This is a genomic window from Gordonia sp. DT101, from assembly GCF_049844895.1.
GTDB lineage: Bacteria > Actinomycetota > Actinomycetes > Mycobacteriales > Mycobacteriaceae > Gordonia.
This window is the reverse complement of the sequence record NZ_JBNCLX010000006.1, coordinates 52,058-67,136: the sequence shown is the minus strand read 5'-3', so window position 1 is coordinate 67,136 and position 15,079 is coordinate 52,058. Positions and strand designations below refer to the sequence as shown.

14 protein-coding genes are annotated in these 15,079 nt (G+C 68.3%); 13 read left to right on the top strand and 1 reads right to left on the bottom strand.

The window, feature by feature from the left end; genetic code table 11:
* Nucleotides 1-14: 14 nt before the first annotated feature.
* Genes aroC through aroB form a run of 3 tightly spaced genes read left to right on the top strand, consistent with a single transcriptional unit; the run spans nucleotide 15 to nucleotide 2,877 of the window.
* Entirely contained in the window at nucleotides 15-1,223 is a 1,209-nt protein-coding gene (gene aroC / locus ACLQ3I_RS19640) for a chorismate synthase (RefSeq protein WP_425793915.1), read from the top strand.
* Nucleotides 1,220-1,774: a shikimate kinase gene (locus ACLQ3I_RS19635; protein ID WP_425793916.1), complete on the top strand. Its 555-nt coding sequence runs from the start codon at nucleotides 1,220-1,222 to the stop codon at nucleotides 1,772-1,774. The genes aroC and ACLQ3I_RS19635 overlap by 4 nt, the downstream gene beginning before the upstream one ends.
* On the top strand, nucleotides 1,771-2,877 hold the full coding sequence (aroB, locus tag ACLQ3I_RS19630) for a 3-dehydroquinate synthase (RefSeq protein WP_425804126.1): 1,107 nt from the start codon (nucleotides 1,771-1,773) through the stop codon (nucleotides 2,875-2,877). Before ACLQ3I_RS19635 ends, aroB begins: the two co-directional genes overlap by 4 nt.
* 70 nt (nucleotides 2,878-2,947) lie before the next feature.
* Here aroB and ACLQ3I_RS19625 read toward each other — a convergent pair whose 3' ends face one another.
* Nucleotides 2,948-3,442 (bottom strand): B-4DMT family transporter, encoded by a 495-nt coding sequence (locus tag ACLQ3I_RS19625; protein ID WP_425804124.1) that lies wholly within the window; start codon nucleotides 3,440-3,442, stop codon nucleotides 2,948-2,950.
* 109 nt (nucleotides 3,443-3,551) lie between these two features.
* On the opposite strand from ACLQ3I_RS19625, the gene ACLQ3I_RS19620 reads away from it, so the two are divergent.
* The 10 genes from ACLQ3I_RS19620 to pyrF all read left to right on the top strand — a co-directional run bounded on the left by ACLQ3I_RS19620 (nucleotide 3,552) and on the right by pyrF (nucleotide 14,768).
* Nucleotides 3,552-4,694 carry an aminopeptidase P family protein gene (locus tag ACLQ3I_RS19620; protein ID WP_425804122.1) on the top strand — a complete coding sequence of 381 codons (1,143 nt, stop codon included), beginning with the start codon at nucleotides 3,552-3,554 and terminating at the stop codon, nucleotides 4,692-4,694.
* Between the two features lie 37 nt (nucleotides 4,695-4,731).
* A complete protein-coding gene (gene efp, locus ACLQ3I_RS19615) occupies nucleotides 4,732-5,295 on the top strand; it encodes an elongation factor P (protein WP_425793923.1) in 564 nt (187 codons plus the stop codon).
* Between the two features lie 15 nt (nucleotides 5,296-5,310).
* Nucleotides 5,311-5,808 carry a transcription antitermination factor NusB gene (gene nusB / locus ACLQ3I_RS19610; RefSeq protein ID WP_425793924.1) on the top strand — a complete coding sequence of 166 codons (498 nt, stop codon included), beginning with the start codon at nucleotides 5,311-5,313 and terminating at the stop codon, nucleotides 5,806-5,808.
* Nucleotides 5,809-5,922: 114 nt separating this feature from the next.
* Nucleotides 5,923-6,543: a bifunctional pyr operon transcriptional regulator/uracil phosphoribosyltransferase PyrR gene (pyrR, locus tag ACLQ3I_RS19605; RefSeq protein WP_425804430.1), complete on the top strand. Its 621-nt coding sequence runs from the start codon at nucleotides 5,923-5,925 to the stop codon at nucleotides 6,541-6,543.
* On the top strand, nucleotides 6,543-7,499 hold the full coding sequence (locus tag ACLQ3I_RS19600) for an aspartate carbamoyltransferase catalytic subunit (RefSeq protein WP_425793926.1): 957 nt from the start codon (nucleotides 6,543-6,545) through the stop codon (nucleotides 7,497-7,499). The genes pyrR and ACLQ3I_RS19600 overlap by 1 nt, the downstream gene beginning before the upstream one ends.
* A gap of 34 nt (nucleotides 7,500-7,533) precedes the next feature.
* The gene (locus ACLQ3I_RS19595) at nucleotides 7,534-8,880 is read left to right on the top strand and encodes a dihydroorotase (RefSeq protein ID WP_425804120.1); all 1,347 of its coding nucleotides are present in this window, start codon (nucleotides 7,534-7,536) and stop codon (nucleotides 8,878-8,880) included.
* Complete coding sequence (locus ACLQ3I_RS19590) at nucleotides 8,877-9,431, top strand: transporter (RefSeq protein ID WP_425793928.1); 555 nt, start codon at nucleotides 8,877-8,879, stop codon at nucleotides 9,429-9,431. The genes ACLQ3I_RS19595 and ACLQ3I_RS19590 overlap by 4 nt, the downstream gene beginning before the upstream one ends.
* Nucleotides 9,428-10,600 carry a glutamine-hydrolyzing carbamoyl-phosphate synthase small subunit gene (gene carA / locus ACLQ3I_RS19585; protein WP_425793929.1) on the top strand — a complete coding sequence of 391 codons (1,173 nt, stop codon included), beginning with the start codon at nucleotides 9,428-9,430 and terminating at the stop codon, nucleotides 10,598-10,600. The genes ACLQ3I_RS19590 and carA overlap by 4 nt, the downstream gene beginning before the upstream one ends.
* On the top strand, nucleotides 10,600-13,935 hold the full coding sequence (carB, locus tag ACLQ3I_RS19580; protein WP_425804118.1) for a carbamoyl-phosphate synthase large subunit: 3,336 nt from the start codon (nucleotides 10,600-10,602) through the stop codon (nucleotides 13,933-13,935). Before carA ends, carB begins: the two co-directional genes overlap by 1 nt.
* Nucleotides 13,932-14,768 (top strand): orotidine-5'-phosphate decarboxylase, encoded by an 837-nt coding sequence (gene pyrF, locus ACLQ3I_RS19575; RefSeq protein WP_425804116.1) that lies wholly within the window; start codon nucleotides 13,932-13,934, stop codon nucleotides 14,766-14,768. The genes carB and pyrF overlap by 4 nt, the downstream gene beginning before the upstream one ends.
* Nucleotides 14,769-15,079: the final 311 nt, after the last annotated feature.

Here is a 15,079-nt window from a genome sequence, read left to right as displayed (position 1 = left end):
GTGACGACGAGGTCATGGAACAATTGACCACTGTGTTGCGCTGGATAACTGCCGGAGAATCCCATGGCCCGGCCCTGGTCGCCCTCGTCGAGGGGATGGTGGCCGGAGTGGAGATCACCTCGTCCGACATCGCCGAACAATTGGCGCGTCGTCGCCTCGGCTACGGGCGAGGGGCGCGGATGAAGTTCGAGGCGGACAAGATCACCCTGGTCGGCGGGCTGCGGCACGGCGCGACGATGGGCGGCCCCGTTGCCATCGAGATCGCCAACTCCGAGTGGCCGAAATGGGAGACGGTGATGTCTGCCGACCCGGTCGACCCCGCCGAGTTGGCGGGCAGCGCGCGCAACGCGCCGCTCACTCGGCCGCGGCCCGGGCACGCCGACTACTCGGGCATGCTGAAATACGGCTTCGACGATGCGCGTCCGGTCCTCGAACGTGCCAGCGCGCGCGAGACTGCGGCACGGGTGGCCGCCGGTACCGTCGCCCGCAACTTCCTGCGCCAAGTGTTCGGGATCGACGTCCTGTCGCACGTGATCTCGATCGGCGCGAGTGAGCCCTATGACGGCCCGGCCCCCCGCATCACCGATCTGCCGGCGATCGACGAGAGCCCGGTCCGCGCGTTCGACGCGGATGCCGGGCAGCGGATGATCGACGAGATCGAGGCGGCGAAGAAGGACGGCGACACCCTCGGCGGCGTCGTCGAGGTCGTCGCGACCGGTGTGCCGGTCGGTCTGGGGTCCCACGTGAGTGGCGAGACCCGCTTGGACGCCAGGCTGGCGGGGGCCCTGATGGGCATCCAGGCGATCAAAGGTGTCGAGGTCGGCGACGGCTTCACCACGGCACGACGCCGCGGCAGCCAGGCCCACGACGAGATGGTGCCGGGCCCCGACGGTGTGCTGCGATCCACCAACCGCGCCGGCGGTCTGGAAGGCGGCATGACGAACGGCGAGGACGTGCGCGTGCGCGCGGCGATGAAGCCGATCTCGACCGTGCCGAGGGCGCTGTCCACCGTCGACATGGCAACCGGCGAAGAGGCCGTGGCGATCCATCAGCGCTCCGACGTGTGCGCCGTACCCGCGGCCGGCGTGGTCGCGGAGGCGATGGTCGCCCTGGTGCTCGCCCAGGCCGCCCTGGACAAGTTCGGTGGCGACTCGGTGACCGAGACCGCGGAGAACCTGGCCGGCTACCGCAAGCTCATCGACGCGCGGCCGCCGCAGCGATGAGTGCGCCCCGTCCCGAGCGTCGTCCGGTGGTGGTGTTGATCGGCTTCATGGGCGCGGGCAAGTCCACGGTCGGCCGCATCCTGGCCGACCGCCTCGGTGTGGACTTCCTCGACACCGACGCCGAACTCGTCCGCAGCACCGGACGGACCATCCCGGACATCTTTGCCACCGACGGTCCGGAACGATTCCGCGAGATCGAACGTGACGTCGTCCTCGAGATCCTGCGCTCACACGGCGGTGTGCTGGCGCTCGGTGGCGGTGCGGTGATGACGCCTGCGGTCGCCGCGGGACTGGCCGGCCACCGGGTCGTCTACCTGAAGATCGACGCGGAGCAGGGTTTCGCGCGGGTGCGCGACAGCGACCGCCCGCTCATCGCCGGTGACGATCCGCACCGGCGATACGGCGAACTGCTCGCCGAACGAGACGAGACATACCTCCGCACGGCCAAGTTCACCGTCGACGCGGCAGCGGGCGAGCCCGGGGACGTGGCGGATGCCATTCTCGCCGAACTCGCCCGTGCACTCGTACCAGAAAGGGCGGCCACCACATGACCGAGCCGATATCCATCACCGTCAACGCCGGTGCCCCTTACGACGTGGTCATCGGACGAGGTCTGCTCGACGATGTCGCGACCGCGGCCACCGGGGCGGACCGGATCGCGATCCTCTACCAGCCGACGCTGGCGAAGACCGCCGAGGAGATCCGGGAGTTCCTGTCGGACAAGGGTTTCGATGCCCACCGGGTCGAGATCCCGGACGCCGAGGCGGGCAAGGATCTCTCGGTCGCGGCGTTCTGCTGGGACGTATTCGGCCGGATCGGACTCAAGCGCAACGACAAGGTGATCGGTCTCGGCGGCGGTGCCGCCACTGATCTCGCGGGTTTCGTCGCCGCCACCTGGATGCGCGGCATCGGTGTCATCCACATCCCGACGACACTGTTGGCGATGGTCGATGCCGCGGTTGGCGGGAAGACCGGGATCAACACCGACGCGGGGAAGAATCTCGTCGGATCCTTCCACGAGCCCGACGCCGTCCTGATCGACACGGCGACGCTCGCGACGGTCCCGCGTAACGAGGTCGTCGCCGGTCTGGCGGAGGTGATCAAGACCGGATTCATCGCGGACCCGGTGATCCTCGACATCATCGAGGCCGACCCCGCCGCCGCGATCGACGCGGCGGGCGATGTGCTGCCCGAACTGATCAGGCGGTCCGTCCAGGTGAAAGCCGACGTGGTGTCGGCGGATCTCAAGGAATCGTCACTGCGTGAGATCCTGAACTACGGGCATACCCTCGGGCACGCCATCGAGCGGCGCGAGCGCTACCGCTGGCGCCACGGTGCGGCGGTCTCGGTGGGTCTGGTGTTCGCCGCGGAGCTGGCCAGACTGGCCGGCCGGCTCGACGATGCCACCGCTGACCGTCACCGTACGGTGCTGGAGCTGGTCGGCCTGCCGACGAGTTACGACGCCGATGCCCTGCCGGACCTCCTGGAGGCGATGTCGGGGGACAAGAAGAACCGCTCCGGCGTGCTCCGCTTCGTCGTCCTCGACGGTCTGGCCAAGCCCGGTCGGCTGGAAGGTCCAGACCCGGGTCTCGTCGCCGCCGCCTACTCGGCGATCGCGGGGGATGCCGCACCGTCGGGCGGCGTGCTTCTCTGACCCGGGCCACAGAAAACTCCCACCGGCACGAGATCTCGTGTGCTGGTGGGAGTTTTTTCGTGACCTGAGTTCAGCCGGCGACGTGTTCGCCGTCGCGGTCGGGGTGCACCGACCAGTCGTCCTCGGTCTCCTGACCCTTGCGCTGATCCCGGCGGACCAGGAATCGACCGACGGCCGCACCGACGAACGCGGGTGCGAACACCAGCAGTGCGGTGAAGGAGCCACCCGCGATCAGTTCGACGAAGAGGCTTGCCTCGCCGATGCCGGCGAACACGAACCGGCCGAGGATCCAGCAGATCAGTCCGGCGACGACGCCGGCGAGCAGACCCGCCTGCAACCAGCGGACGGTGAGGTCCCGGTAGTCGTCGGGATCCGGATTCGCACGGGCATCCGCAGTGCCGTCGATGCCGCCCCACAGGAGCGCCACGAGCACGACCGCGGCGATGGCGATCGTCTTCCAGACGGTGGAATGGAGCGGGGCGTTGACCACGGCCACACCGAGCAACACACGGGCGATGACGTGTACGGCGGTCATGACCACACCGCGCAGCAACCACGAAGACATAGGCGACAGGGTACGCAACGACGAACGTGTTCCAAAACACATCCCCCGCGGAAACGTCCGCGAGGACATGCCCGCGGACCCCAGACGTGCCGCGCGGTAGCGTGAAGAGATGTCTGCCAGTGCCATGACCAGCGACTACCGAGCCCGCCGCGATCGTGTCCGCACCGCTCTCACTCGGTTGGACGAGCCCGCCGATGCCGTGGTCGTCACCGATCTCGTCAACGTCCGTTACCTCACGGGGTTCACCGGCTCCAACGGCGCGGTGCTCATCCGCGCAAACGACGCGACGGCCGACCGCATCTGCACCGACGGTCGCTACCTCACCCAGGTCGCCGAGCAGGCCGGGGATCTCCAGGCGGTGATCGCCCGCGACTGTCTGACCGAACTCGCGACGCAGGCGCGCCGAGTGGGCGCCCGGTCGATCGGTTTCGAGGCCGACGCGGTGACGGTGGCGGCCCATCGAGCCCTCGTCGGTCGGATGGCGGAGCAGGACGGTCCGGCCGCGCAGTTGATCGGCTGCAGCGGGCTGGTCCAGGAGTTCCGGAAGATCAAGGACGCCGCCGAGGTGGAACTGCTGCGCCGGGCGTGCGCGATCGGCGATCAGGGCCTTGCGGCCATCATCGATCGCGGAGTGATCCGCGCCGGCGCGACCGAACGGGAGGTCGCCCGCGCGCTCGAATGGGAGATGTATGCCCTCGGCGCCGACGACATCGCCTTCGAGACCATCGTCGCGGCCGGCGCGAACTCCGCGGTTCCACATCACCGGCCCACGGATGCGATCCTGGCTGACGGCGATTTCGTCAAGATCGATTTCGGGGCGGTGGTCGGCGGCTATCACTCGGACATGACCCGCACCTATGTGCTGTCCCATGCCGCCGACTGGCAGCGCGAGATCTACGAACTGGTGGCCACCGCCCAGGCCGCGGGCCGCGCGGCCCTGCGCCCGGGCGCGGACCTGCGCGACATCGATGCGGCCGCTCGGACGGTGATCGCCGACGCGGGCCACGGCGATCACTACGTCCACGGTCTGGGCCACGGCGTCGGACTGGAGATACACGAAGCGCCGGGAATCGGGTCCCTGGCGACGGGTACACTGCCTTGCGGCGCAGCGGTGACCGTGGAGCCCGGCGTCTACCTCCCTGGGCGAGGTGGCGTCAGGATCGAGGACACGCTCGTCGTCACCAGTATGGGGACGGCTGGGGACACGCCGGACCTGCTGACCGCCACCGACAAGACATTCACCGTCATCTGACGGTCGTTGACCCCGAGAAGACAGGGAAGAGAACCACATGGCGACCACCGCCGATTTCAAGAACGGCCTCGTGCTGCGCATGGACGACCAGCTCTGGCAGATCCAGGAATTCCAGCATGTGAAGCCCGGCAAGGGGCCGGCCTTCGTCCGCACCAAGATCAAGAACGTGCTGTCCGGGAAGACGGTCGACAAGACCTTCAACGCCGGGGTGAAGGTGGAGACCGCGACCGTGGACCGGCGCGACATGACCTACCTCTACAACGACGGCACCGATTATGTGTTCATGGATGGCGAGACCTTCGACCAGATCTCCATCCAGCCTGGCACCGTCGGTGACGGCGCCCGCTTCCTGCTGGAGAACATGACCGTGCAGGTCGCCATGCACGAGGGCAATCCGCTCTACGTCGAGCTCCCGGTCACCGTTGAACTCGTCGTCTCCCAGACCGACCCCGGTCTGCAGGGCGACCGATCGACCGGCGGTACCAAGCCGGCGACCCTGGAGACCGGCGCGGAGATCCAGGTCCCGCTGTTCATCAACACCGGCGACAAGCTGAAGGTCGATGCCCGGGACGGCGGTTACCTCGGCCGCGTCAACGGCTGATCGAGCGATTCTCCCGTGAAACAGCCCGGTACCAGACACAAGGCCCGCCGTCGCGCGGTCGATCTGTTGTTCGAGGCGGAGGCCAAGAAGGTCAGCCCGGCCCAACTGGTCTCCGAGCGTCGGCTCTATGTCCGCGACGACGAGAGCGTCGGGACCATCCATGACTACACGGCGACCGTGATCGAGGGCCTGGCCGCCGACCTGCCGCAGGTCGACGCGGTGGTGTCCTCGCACCTGCGTGGATGGATGCTGGAGCGGTTACCCGCTGTCGACCGCGCGATCCTCCGGCTGGCGACGTGGGAGCTCTTCAACGCGACGGATGTCGACCCGGTCGTGATCGTCGACGAGGCGGTGGAGTTGGCGAAAGAGCTCTCGACCGACGACTCGCCCGCGTTCGTCAACGGCGTCCTGGCGCGGATCGCCGAGCTCGCACCCCAGGTCCGCGCCGCGGCCGCCGCCGGGAGCGGAGTCGACGATGCACCCGCCGACCGTGAGCGCAACGACGGCGTTTGATCAAGCGCACACCTCGTCGGCTCGGTTCGGCGGGGTGGTGGCGTGTAAAGTGTCGCGAGACAGACATCCTTTAACGATCCGTCCGGCGAGGCGGAGAAGGAGGTCGGCTTGACCATGCCAGCTGATGGTGCGCGGCCAACCGATGGTGCCCGGTCCATGGGACGGGTCCTGCTCGACGCGTCCGACGTCGCCCGCACGATTGCCCGGGTCGCCCACGAGGTGATCGAGAAGACCGCACTCGACTCGCCCGATGCCCCACGGGTGGTGATCATCGGAATCCCAACCCGTGGAACCTATCTGGCTTCGCGGCTGGCTGAGAAGATCAACGAGTTCGCGGACACCCAGGTGCCCGTCGGATATCTCGACATCACGCTCTACCGGGATGATCTCCGCGCGAAACCGCATCGCCCTCTCGAACGGACCGTGGTGCCCGCCGGTGGCGTGGACAACGCGGTCGTCATCCTGGTCGACGACGTCCTCTTCTCCGGCCGGACCGTGCGTGCCGCCCTCGACGCGCTGCGTGATCTGGGCCGTCCCGCGGCGGTTCAACTTGCCGTGCTGGTCGATCGCGGGCACCGGGAACTGCCGCTGCGTGCCGACTATGTCGGCAAGAACATCCCGACCGCGCGTGACGAGAACGTCTCGGTGCATCTCGTCGAGCACGACGAGGTCGACGAGGTCGTCTTGAGTCCGGCACCCGCCGCCCAGCCGTCGACGGCGGGAGGGGAGGCCTGATGCGACATCTGCTGTCCACCCAGGATCTGACGGCAGACGAGGCGACCGGACTGCTCGACGAGGCGGAACGGTTCGAGCAGGCACTCACCGGGCGCGAGGTCCGCAAGCTTCCGACACTGCGCGGTCGGACCGTGATGACGGTGTTCTACGAGAACTCCACCCGCACCCGGGTCTCCTTTGAGGTCGCCGGCAAGTGGATGAGCGCCGATGTGATCAACGTGAGCGCGTCGAGTTCCTCGGCAGGCAAGGGAGAGTCGTTGCGGGACACCGCGAAGACCTTGCACGCGTTGGGTGCCGACGCGCTGATCGTGCGTCATCCGGCGTCGGGCGCCGCTCATCAGATCGCGGCCTGGACCGCCGGCGTGACGAACGGCGAGACAACCGGGCCGGCGATCATCAACGCCGGCGACGGCACCCACGAACACCCGACCCAGGCGTTGCTGGACGCGCTGACCCTGCGTCAACGGCTCGGCTCGCTCAAGGACCGGCGGGTGGCCATCGTCGGTGATGTCCTGCACTCCCGGGTGGCCCGCTCCAACGCGCACCTGCTCGCGACGCTCGGCGCCGAGGTCGTGCTCGTGGCGCCGGAGACACTGCTGCCGGTCGGAGTGGAGGACTGGCCGGTGGTCACGTCGAACTCCCTCGATGCGGAATTGGCCGCGGCCGACGCGGTGATGATGCTGCGCGTGCAGGCCGAGCGGATGAACGGCGGGTTCTTCCCCAGCGCCCGCGAGTACTCGGTGCGGTTCGGTCTGAACGACCGACGGATGGCTCTCCTCGCCGACCATGCGGTCGTGCTGCACCCGGGTCCGATGCTGCGCGGGATGGAGATCGGCTACTCGGTCGCCGACTCGCCGCGCGCAACGGTCCTCGAACAGGTCCGAAACGGAGTGCACGTGCGGATGGCGGTCCTGTTCCGCCTACTCGTCGGCACCGACAACCCGGGGGCCCAGTGAACAAGCCAGGAGCTCAGCGAGTGGAGATGCAGAAGTGACCGCTCCGACAACCGGTTCGATCCTGATCGCCGACGTCCGGCCCTACGGGGAGGGCGATCCGGTCGATGTCCTCGTCGTCGACGGTGAGATCACCGAGATCGGCACCGACCTGACCGTGCCAGAGGACGTCGACCGGGTCGATGGCGGCGGAGCCGTCCTGCTGCCCGGCTTCGTCGACCTGCACACCCATCTGCGCGAGCCCGGACGCGAGGACACCGAGACCATCCGGTCCGGTTCGTCCGCCGCCGCGCTCGGCGGTTACACCGCCGTGTTCGCGATGGCCAACACCGACCCCGTCGCCGACAACGCGACCGTCACCGACAACGTCTGGCGGACCGGTCGCGAAGTCGGGCTGGTCGACGTCCACCCGGTCGGCGCCGTCACCGTCGGCCTCGCCGGTACGCAGCTCGCCGAGATGGGCATGATGGCCGCAGGCGCTGCGGGTGTGCGGATGTTCAGCGACGACGGGAAATGCGTCGACGACCCGCTGCTCATGCGTCGCGCACTGGAATACGCGAAGGGCCTCGACGTCCTCATCGCGCAGCATGCCGAGGAACCGCGACTCACTGTCGGGGCGGTGGCCCACGAGGGCCCGAACGCCGCCCGGCTCGGGCTCAGCGGATGGCCCCGCGCCGCCGAGGAGTCCATCGTGATCAGGGATGCGCTGCTCGCCAGGGATGCCGGCACCCGGGTCCACATCTGCCACGCCTCGACCGAGGGCACCGTCGAATTGCTGCGCTGGGCACGGGACCAGGGCATCGCGATCAGCGCCGAGGTGACGCCGCACCACCTGTTGCTCGACGACTCGCGCCTGCTCGGTGCCGGAAGCGGAGCAAGCGGGTCGAATTTCCCGGCCTATGACCCGGTGAACAAGGTCAATCCGCCGCTGCGGGAGGCGCGCGACAAGCTCGCACTCCGGCAGGCTCTCGCCGACGGCGTGATCGACTGTGTCGCCACCGATCACGCGCCGCACGCGGCCCAGGAGAAGGCCTGCGAGTTCGCCCAGGCCCGGCCCGGCATGCTGGGTCTGCAGACCGCGCTGCCGATCGTCGTCGAGACCATGGTGACGCCCGGCCTGCTCGACTGGCGTGGCGTCGCGCGCGTGATGAGTGAGCGGCCCGCGCAGATCGTCGGGCTGTCCGATCAGGGCCGTCCGATCGCCGTCGGCGAGCCCGGCAACCTCACGCTGGTCGACCCGGACACGTCCTGGATCGTCGACGGTGACGATCTGGCCAGCCTGTCGCGCAACACACCGTACGAGGCGATGACGATGCCCGCCACCGTGACCACCACCGTCCTGCGCGGTGTGCTGACCGCGCGTGACGGCGAGGTCGTGCGATGAGCGGGCTCGAGGTTGTGGTGGTGCTGGTCGTGGTGCTCGTCTGGCTCGGTCTGATCGCACTCGTGCTGCGCGGCTGGCGAAACCGGGGGCGCCGCCAGGCCGACCTGATCGGCGTCCTGCCCACCGTCCCCGCCGAACTCCCGGCGCCCACACGTGGACCCGACACCGGCCTCTACGTCGGCAGCACCATCGCACCGAGCTGGCAGGACCGGGTCGCGGTGGGAGACATCGGAGACCGGGCCGCCGCCGAGATCTCCGCCTACCCCGAGGGAATCCTGATCGAACGGCAAGGTGCGTCCGGTATCTGGATTCCGCGGCCGTCCATCACCGCGGTCCGCACCGAACGCGGTCTGGCAGGCAAGGTCATGACCGCCGACGGGGTCCTGGTGATCCGCTGGGTACTGCCCAGCGGCACCGAGATCGACTCCGGACTCCGGGCCGATGACAAGGCCATCTATCCGGGGTGGATCGCCGACCACGAGTCGGCCACGGCTGCGCCGGGTGGCGCCACCGAGCCCGATGACGACAGTGAACAGAGGAAAGATCAATGAGCACAGCAGTTCTGGTGCTGGAGAACGGACAGGTCTTTCGTGGCCGGGAGTTCGGCGCGACCGGCGAGACGCTCGGGGAAGCGGTGTTCTGCACCGCCATGACGGGCTATCAGGAGACCTTGACCGACCCGAGTTATCACCGCCAGATCGTGGTCGCCACCGCGCCGCAGATCGGTAACACCGGCTGGAACGACGAGGACGGGGAGAGCACCGGAAGCGCCGGCAGCGATTCGGCCTCCGGGGACACCGGAAAGATCTGGGTCGCGGGTTATGCGGTGCGCAATCCCACCCGCCGGGTGTCGAACTGGCGTGCCACGACCTCACTCGAGGACGAGTTGCGACGGCAGGGGATCGTGGGGATCTCCGGTATCGACACACGCACCGTCGTCCGGGTTCTCCGTGACCACGGGTCGATGCGCGCCGGGGTCTTCTCGGGTGCCGCCCTGTCGGCCGACGACGAACTCGTGGCCCGGGTGCGTGATCAGCCGGAGATGAAGGGTGCCGATCTCGCCGGCGAGGTCACCACCGATACCGGTTATGTGGTGGAACCCGCCGACGGCGAGACCCGATTCACGGTCGCGGCACTCGATCTCGGGATCAAGACCAACACGCCCAGGATGTTCGCCCAGCGTGGCGTCCGCGTCCACGTCCTGCCGTCGACCATCGGTCTCGACGCGATCACCGAACTGCGGCCGGACGGCGTGTTCCTCTCGAACGGCCCGGGTGACCCCGCGACCGCCGATGCGATGGTCGAGCTGACGCGCGGAATGCTCGGGGAGGGGTTGCCGCTCTTCGGGATCTGCTTCGGCAACCAGATCCTCGGCCGGGCGCTCGGACGGGACACGTACAAGATGAAGTTCGGCCACCGGGGCATCAACATCCCGGTTGTCGACCATGTCACCGGCAAGGTGTCGATCACCGCGCAGAACCATGGGTTCGCGCTGGAGGGCGAGGCCGGTGAGGAGTTCGACACGGACTTCGGGCGGGCGCGGGTCAGTCACGTGTGCGCGAACGACGGAACCGTCGAAGGCGTGGAACTGCTCTCCGGGCAGGCCTTCTCGGTTCAGTACCACCCCGAGGCCGCGGCCGGTCCGCATGACGCCGCGTACCTCTTCGACAAGTTCGTCACCCAACTCGAGGGTGACCCCGCAGATGGAACGAGGGCCTGATGCCGCGCCGTACAGACATCTCCCACGTCCTGGTGATCGGCTCCGGCCCGATCGTGATCGGCCAGGCATGCGAGTTCGACTACTCCGGCACCCAGGCGTGCCGGGTCCTGAAGGCCGAAGGCCTGCGGGTGAGTCTGGTCAACTCGAACCCGGCAACCATCATGACCGATCCGGAGTTCGCCGACGCCACCTACATCGAGCCGATCACGGCCGAGTATGTCGAGAAGGTGATCGAGGCCGAGCGTGACGCAGGGCATCCGATCGACGCGGTGCTCGCGACCCTCGGTGGGCAGACGGCTCTCAACACCGCTGTCGCGCTGCATGATCGTGGCGCTCTGGAGAAGTACGACATCGAGTTGATCGGCGCCGACTTCGATGCCATCCAGCGTGGCGAGGACCGGCAGATGTTCAAGGACATCGTCGCGAAGGTGGGTGGCGAGAGTGCCCGCTCACGCGTGTGTCACACGATGGACGAGGCGTACGACACGGTCGCCGAGCTCGGCTATCCCGTCGTCGTGCGGCCGTCGTTCACCATGGGCGGGCTCGGTTCCGGCATGGCCTACGACCGCGACGACCTCGAGCGCATCGCCGGTGGCGGACTGGCGGCGTCGCCGACCGCCAACGTGCTCATCGAGGAATCCATCCTCGGCTGGAAGGAATACGAGCTCGAGCTGATGCGCGACAACCGCGACAACGTGGTGGTCGTCTGCTCCATCGAGAACGTGGACCCGGTCGGTGTGCACACCGGTGACTCTGTCACGGTCGCGCCGGCGATGACCTTGACCGATCGCGAATACCAGATCATGCGCGACCTCTCCATCGACATCCTGCGCGAGGTCGGCGTGGACACCGGCGGTTGCAACATCCAGTTCGCACAGGACCCCACCGACGGCCGCCTCGTGGTCATCGAGATGAACCCGCGTGTGTCCCGCTCATCGGCGCTGGCGTCGAAGGCGACGGGCTTCCCGATCGCGAAGATCGCCGCGAAACTCGCCATCGGCTACAGCCTCGACGAGATCGTCAACGACATCACCAAGGAGACCCCGGCGTGTTTCGAGCCGACGCTCGATTATGTCGTCGTCAAGGCGCCCCGGTTCGCCTTCGAGAAGTTCCCCGGCGCCGATGACACCTTGACCACCACGATGAAGTCGGTGGGCGAGGCGATGTCACTGGGCCGTAGCTTCGCCGAGGCGCTGGGCAAGGTGATGCGGTCACTGGAGACCAAGGCCGCCGGATTCTGGACCGAGCCGAATCGCCCCGATCCCGCGACCATCGATCTCGATGGTCTGCTGGAGTCGCTGAAGACGCCCAAGGACGGGCGGCTCTACGGACTGATGCTGGCCTTCGAGGCCGGTGCCTCGGTGGAGCAGCTCTACGAGGCGACCGCAATCGACCCGTGGTTCCTGGCCGAGATCGGCGGTGTCGCTGCGCTCGGTGCCGAGCTCCGTGACGCCGACACGCTCGACGAGGCACTGTTGCGGGAGGCCAAGGGCTCCGGCTTCTCCGACCGCCAGATCGCCGCTCTGCGAGCCGATTTCGCCGACGAGGCGGCGGTGCGCGAGTTCCGGGTCAGCGCCGGCGTGCATCCGGTCTACAAGACCGTCGACACCTGCGCCGCGGAGTTCGAGGCGAAGACTCCCTACCACTACTCGACCTACGAGCTCGATCCCGCCGCGACCAGTGAGGTTGCGCCGCAGCCGGATCGCCCCAAGGTGCTGATCCTCGGGTCGGGGCCCAACCGCATCGGTCAGGGCATCGAGTTCGACTACTCGTGCGTGCATGCGGCACTCACCCTGTCAGAGGCCGGGTACGAGACCGTGATGGTCAACTGCAACCCGGAGACGGTCTCCACCGACTACGACACGGCCGATCGCCTGTACTTCGAACCGTTGACGTTCGAGGACGTCCTCGAGGTCTACCGCGCGGAGTCGGAATCCGGCACCGTGGCGGGCGTCATCGTCCAGCTCGGCGGGCAGACGCCGCTGGGCCTGGCCCACCGCCTTGCGGCCGCCGGGGTCCCGATCGTCGGGACCAGCCCGGAGGCCATCGACCTCGCCGAGGACCGGGGTGAGTTCGGCAAGGTGCTCACCGCCGCCGGACTGCCCGCCCCGGCCTTCGGCACCGCGACCAGCTTCGACGAGGCGCGCGCGACCGCGGCGCGGATCGGCTACCCGGTACTGGTGCGTCCGTCGTATGTCCTGGGCGGTCGGGGCATGGAGATCGTGTACGACGAGAAGTCCTTGGAGGACTACATCTCCCGGGCCACCGAGTTGACGTCGGATCATCCCGTGCTGGTCGACCGCTTCCTCGAGGACGCCGTCGAGATCGACGTCGATGCATTATGCGACGGCGACGAGGTCTACATCGGCGGGGTGATGGAGCACATCGAGGAGGCCGGGATCCACTCCGGTGATTCCGCGTGCGCGTTGCCCCCGGTGACGCTCGGCCGATCGGATCTCGCGATGGTCCGTGCGTCCACCGAGGCGCTGGCCAAGGGCATCGGCGTACGCGGCCTGCTGAACGTGCAGTACGCGTTGAAGGACGACACGCTGTACGTCCTCGAGGCCAACCCGCGCGCCAGTCGCACCGTGCCCTTCGTCTCGAAGGCGACCGCGGTGTCCCTGGCGAAAGCGTGCGCGCGGGTCATGCTCGGCGAGTCGATCGCCGAGTTGCGCGGCCAAGGGCTGCTCGACGCCGTCGGCGACGGCGGTGAATCCCCCACGGACGCACCGATCTCGGTGAAGGAGGCGGTACTGCCTTTCAACCGATTCCGACGTCACGACGGCAGCGGTGTCGACTCACTGCTCAGTCCGGAGATGAAGTCGACCGGCGAGGTGATGGGCATCGATGCCGACTTCGGGCGCGCGTTCGCCAAGTCGCAGACCGCCGCCTACGGCTCGCTGCCCACCTCGGGGGCGATCTTCGTGTCCGTCGCCAACAAGGACAAGCGTGCGTTGATCTTCCCGGTCAAGCACATGGCCGATCTCGGGTTCGAGATCCTGGCCACCGAGGGGACCGCGGACATGTTGCGGCGCAACGGCATCGAGTGCCGAACCGTGCGCAAGCACTTCGAGGCGCAGCCGGGGGAGCCGACCATCGTCGACATCATCCGTTCGGGTGCGGTCGCGATGGTGATCAACACCCCGTACGGCAACTCGGGTCCCCGGATCGACGGCTACGAGATCCGCAGCGCGGCCGTCTCGGTCAACATCCCGTGCATCACGACGGTTCAGGGCGCGAGCGCCGCGGTCCAGGGCATCGAGGCAGCGATGAACGGTCAGGTGAACGTCGAGTCGCTGCAGCGACGACACGCGGTGCTGGTGAACCGGCGGTGACCACGGCCCCGGCGTCGGGATTCGCGACCCGCTACCTCGATGCGGTCGGGGAGCGTGGCCGCCTCTGTGCCGGCATCGACCCACACGCCGAACTGTTGGAGCAGTGGGGTCTGCCGGTCTCGGCGGACGGGTTGAGTCGTTTCGGCGACATCTGTGTGGAGGCCCTCGGACCGGTCGTGGCGGTGATCAAGCCGCAGGTGGCGTTCTTCGAGGTGTTCGGCGCGGCCGGATTCGGTGTGCTGGAACGGGTCATCCGGGGCTGCCAGGCGGCCGGGGCATTGGTGCTCGCCGACGCCAAGCGCGGAGACATCGGCTCCACGATGGCCGCGTACGCGACCGCGTGGCTCGACGACAGGTCGGCGCTGTGCGCAGACGCGGTCACGGTTTCGCCGTACCTCGGTTTCGGATCCCTCGCCCCGGCGGTCGATGCCGCTCGGGCCGGGGAGCGGGGCCTGTTCGTCCTGGCGCGGACTTCGAATCCCGAAGGCGCCTCGGTCCAACTCGCCGACGCCGATGGACGAGCCGTCGGACAGACCGTCGTCGACGATGCCGCCGCCGAGAACGTGGACGGCACAGGCACTCTCGGGCTGGTGGTGGGCGCCACTCGTGCGCACGGTCTCGACCTGGGCGCCCTGCGCGGGCCGATCCTCGCACCCGGCCTCGGTGCGCAGGGCGCGACGGCCGGCGATCTCCCCGAGGTGTTCGACGGTGCCGACACCGCGTGGTTGCTCCCGGCAAGCAGTCGAGCCGTCCTCCGCGCCGGCCCGGACATCGGAGCGCTCCGTGCGGCGGCGGAGCAGTCGCGGGACGACGTGGAATCGGCACTGCGCTGACAGGTCACTGTTCGCCGGGCTGATCCGTCGCTGCTCGCTGTGCGGCTTCGGGGCCGTGTGTGCATGGACGAGGTGGACCCGGGGTCGTGGTCGGTGTGATCGTCCGACCACGGCTGCCTGAGACGTACTTCTCCTGGGGTCGTCGACTGGTGGTCCCACCTGTCGGCGACTTCTCCCGGCGGATCGCGAGCTCGGCGTCGGGGTTGTCCCGGCGACACGCGCGACGAGCGATCGATTCCAGAGAAATTCCTGATCATCACTCCCGTCACACCCGTATCAGTGCAGGCAGACGCGAAATTGGGCACCGATCG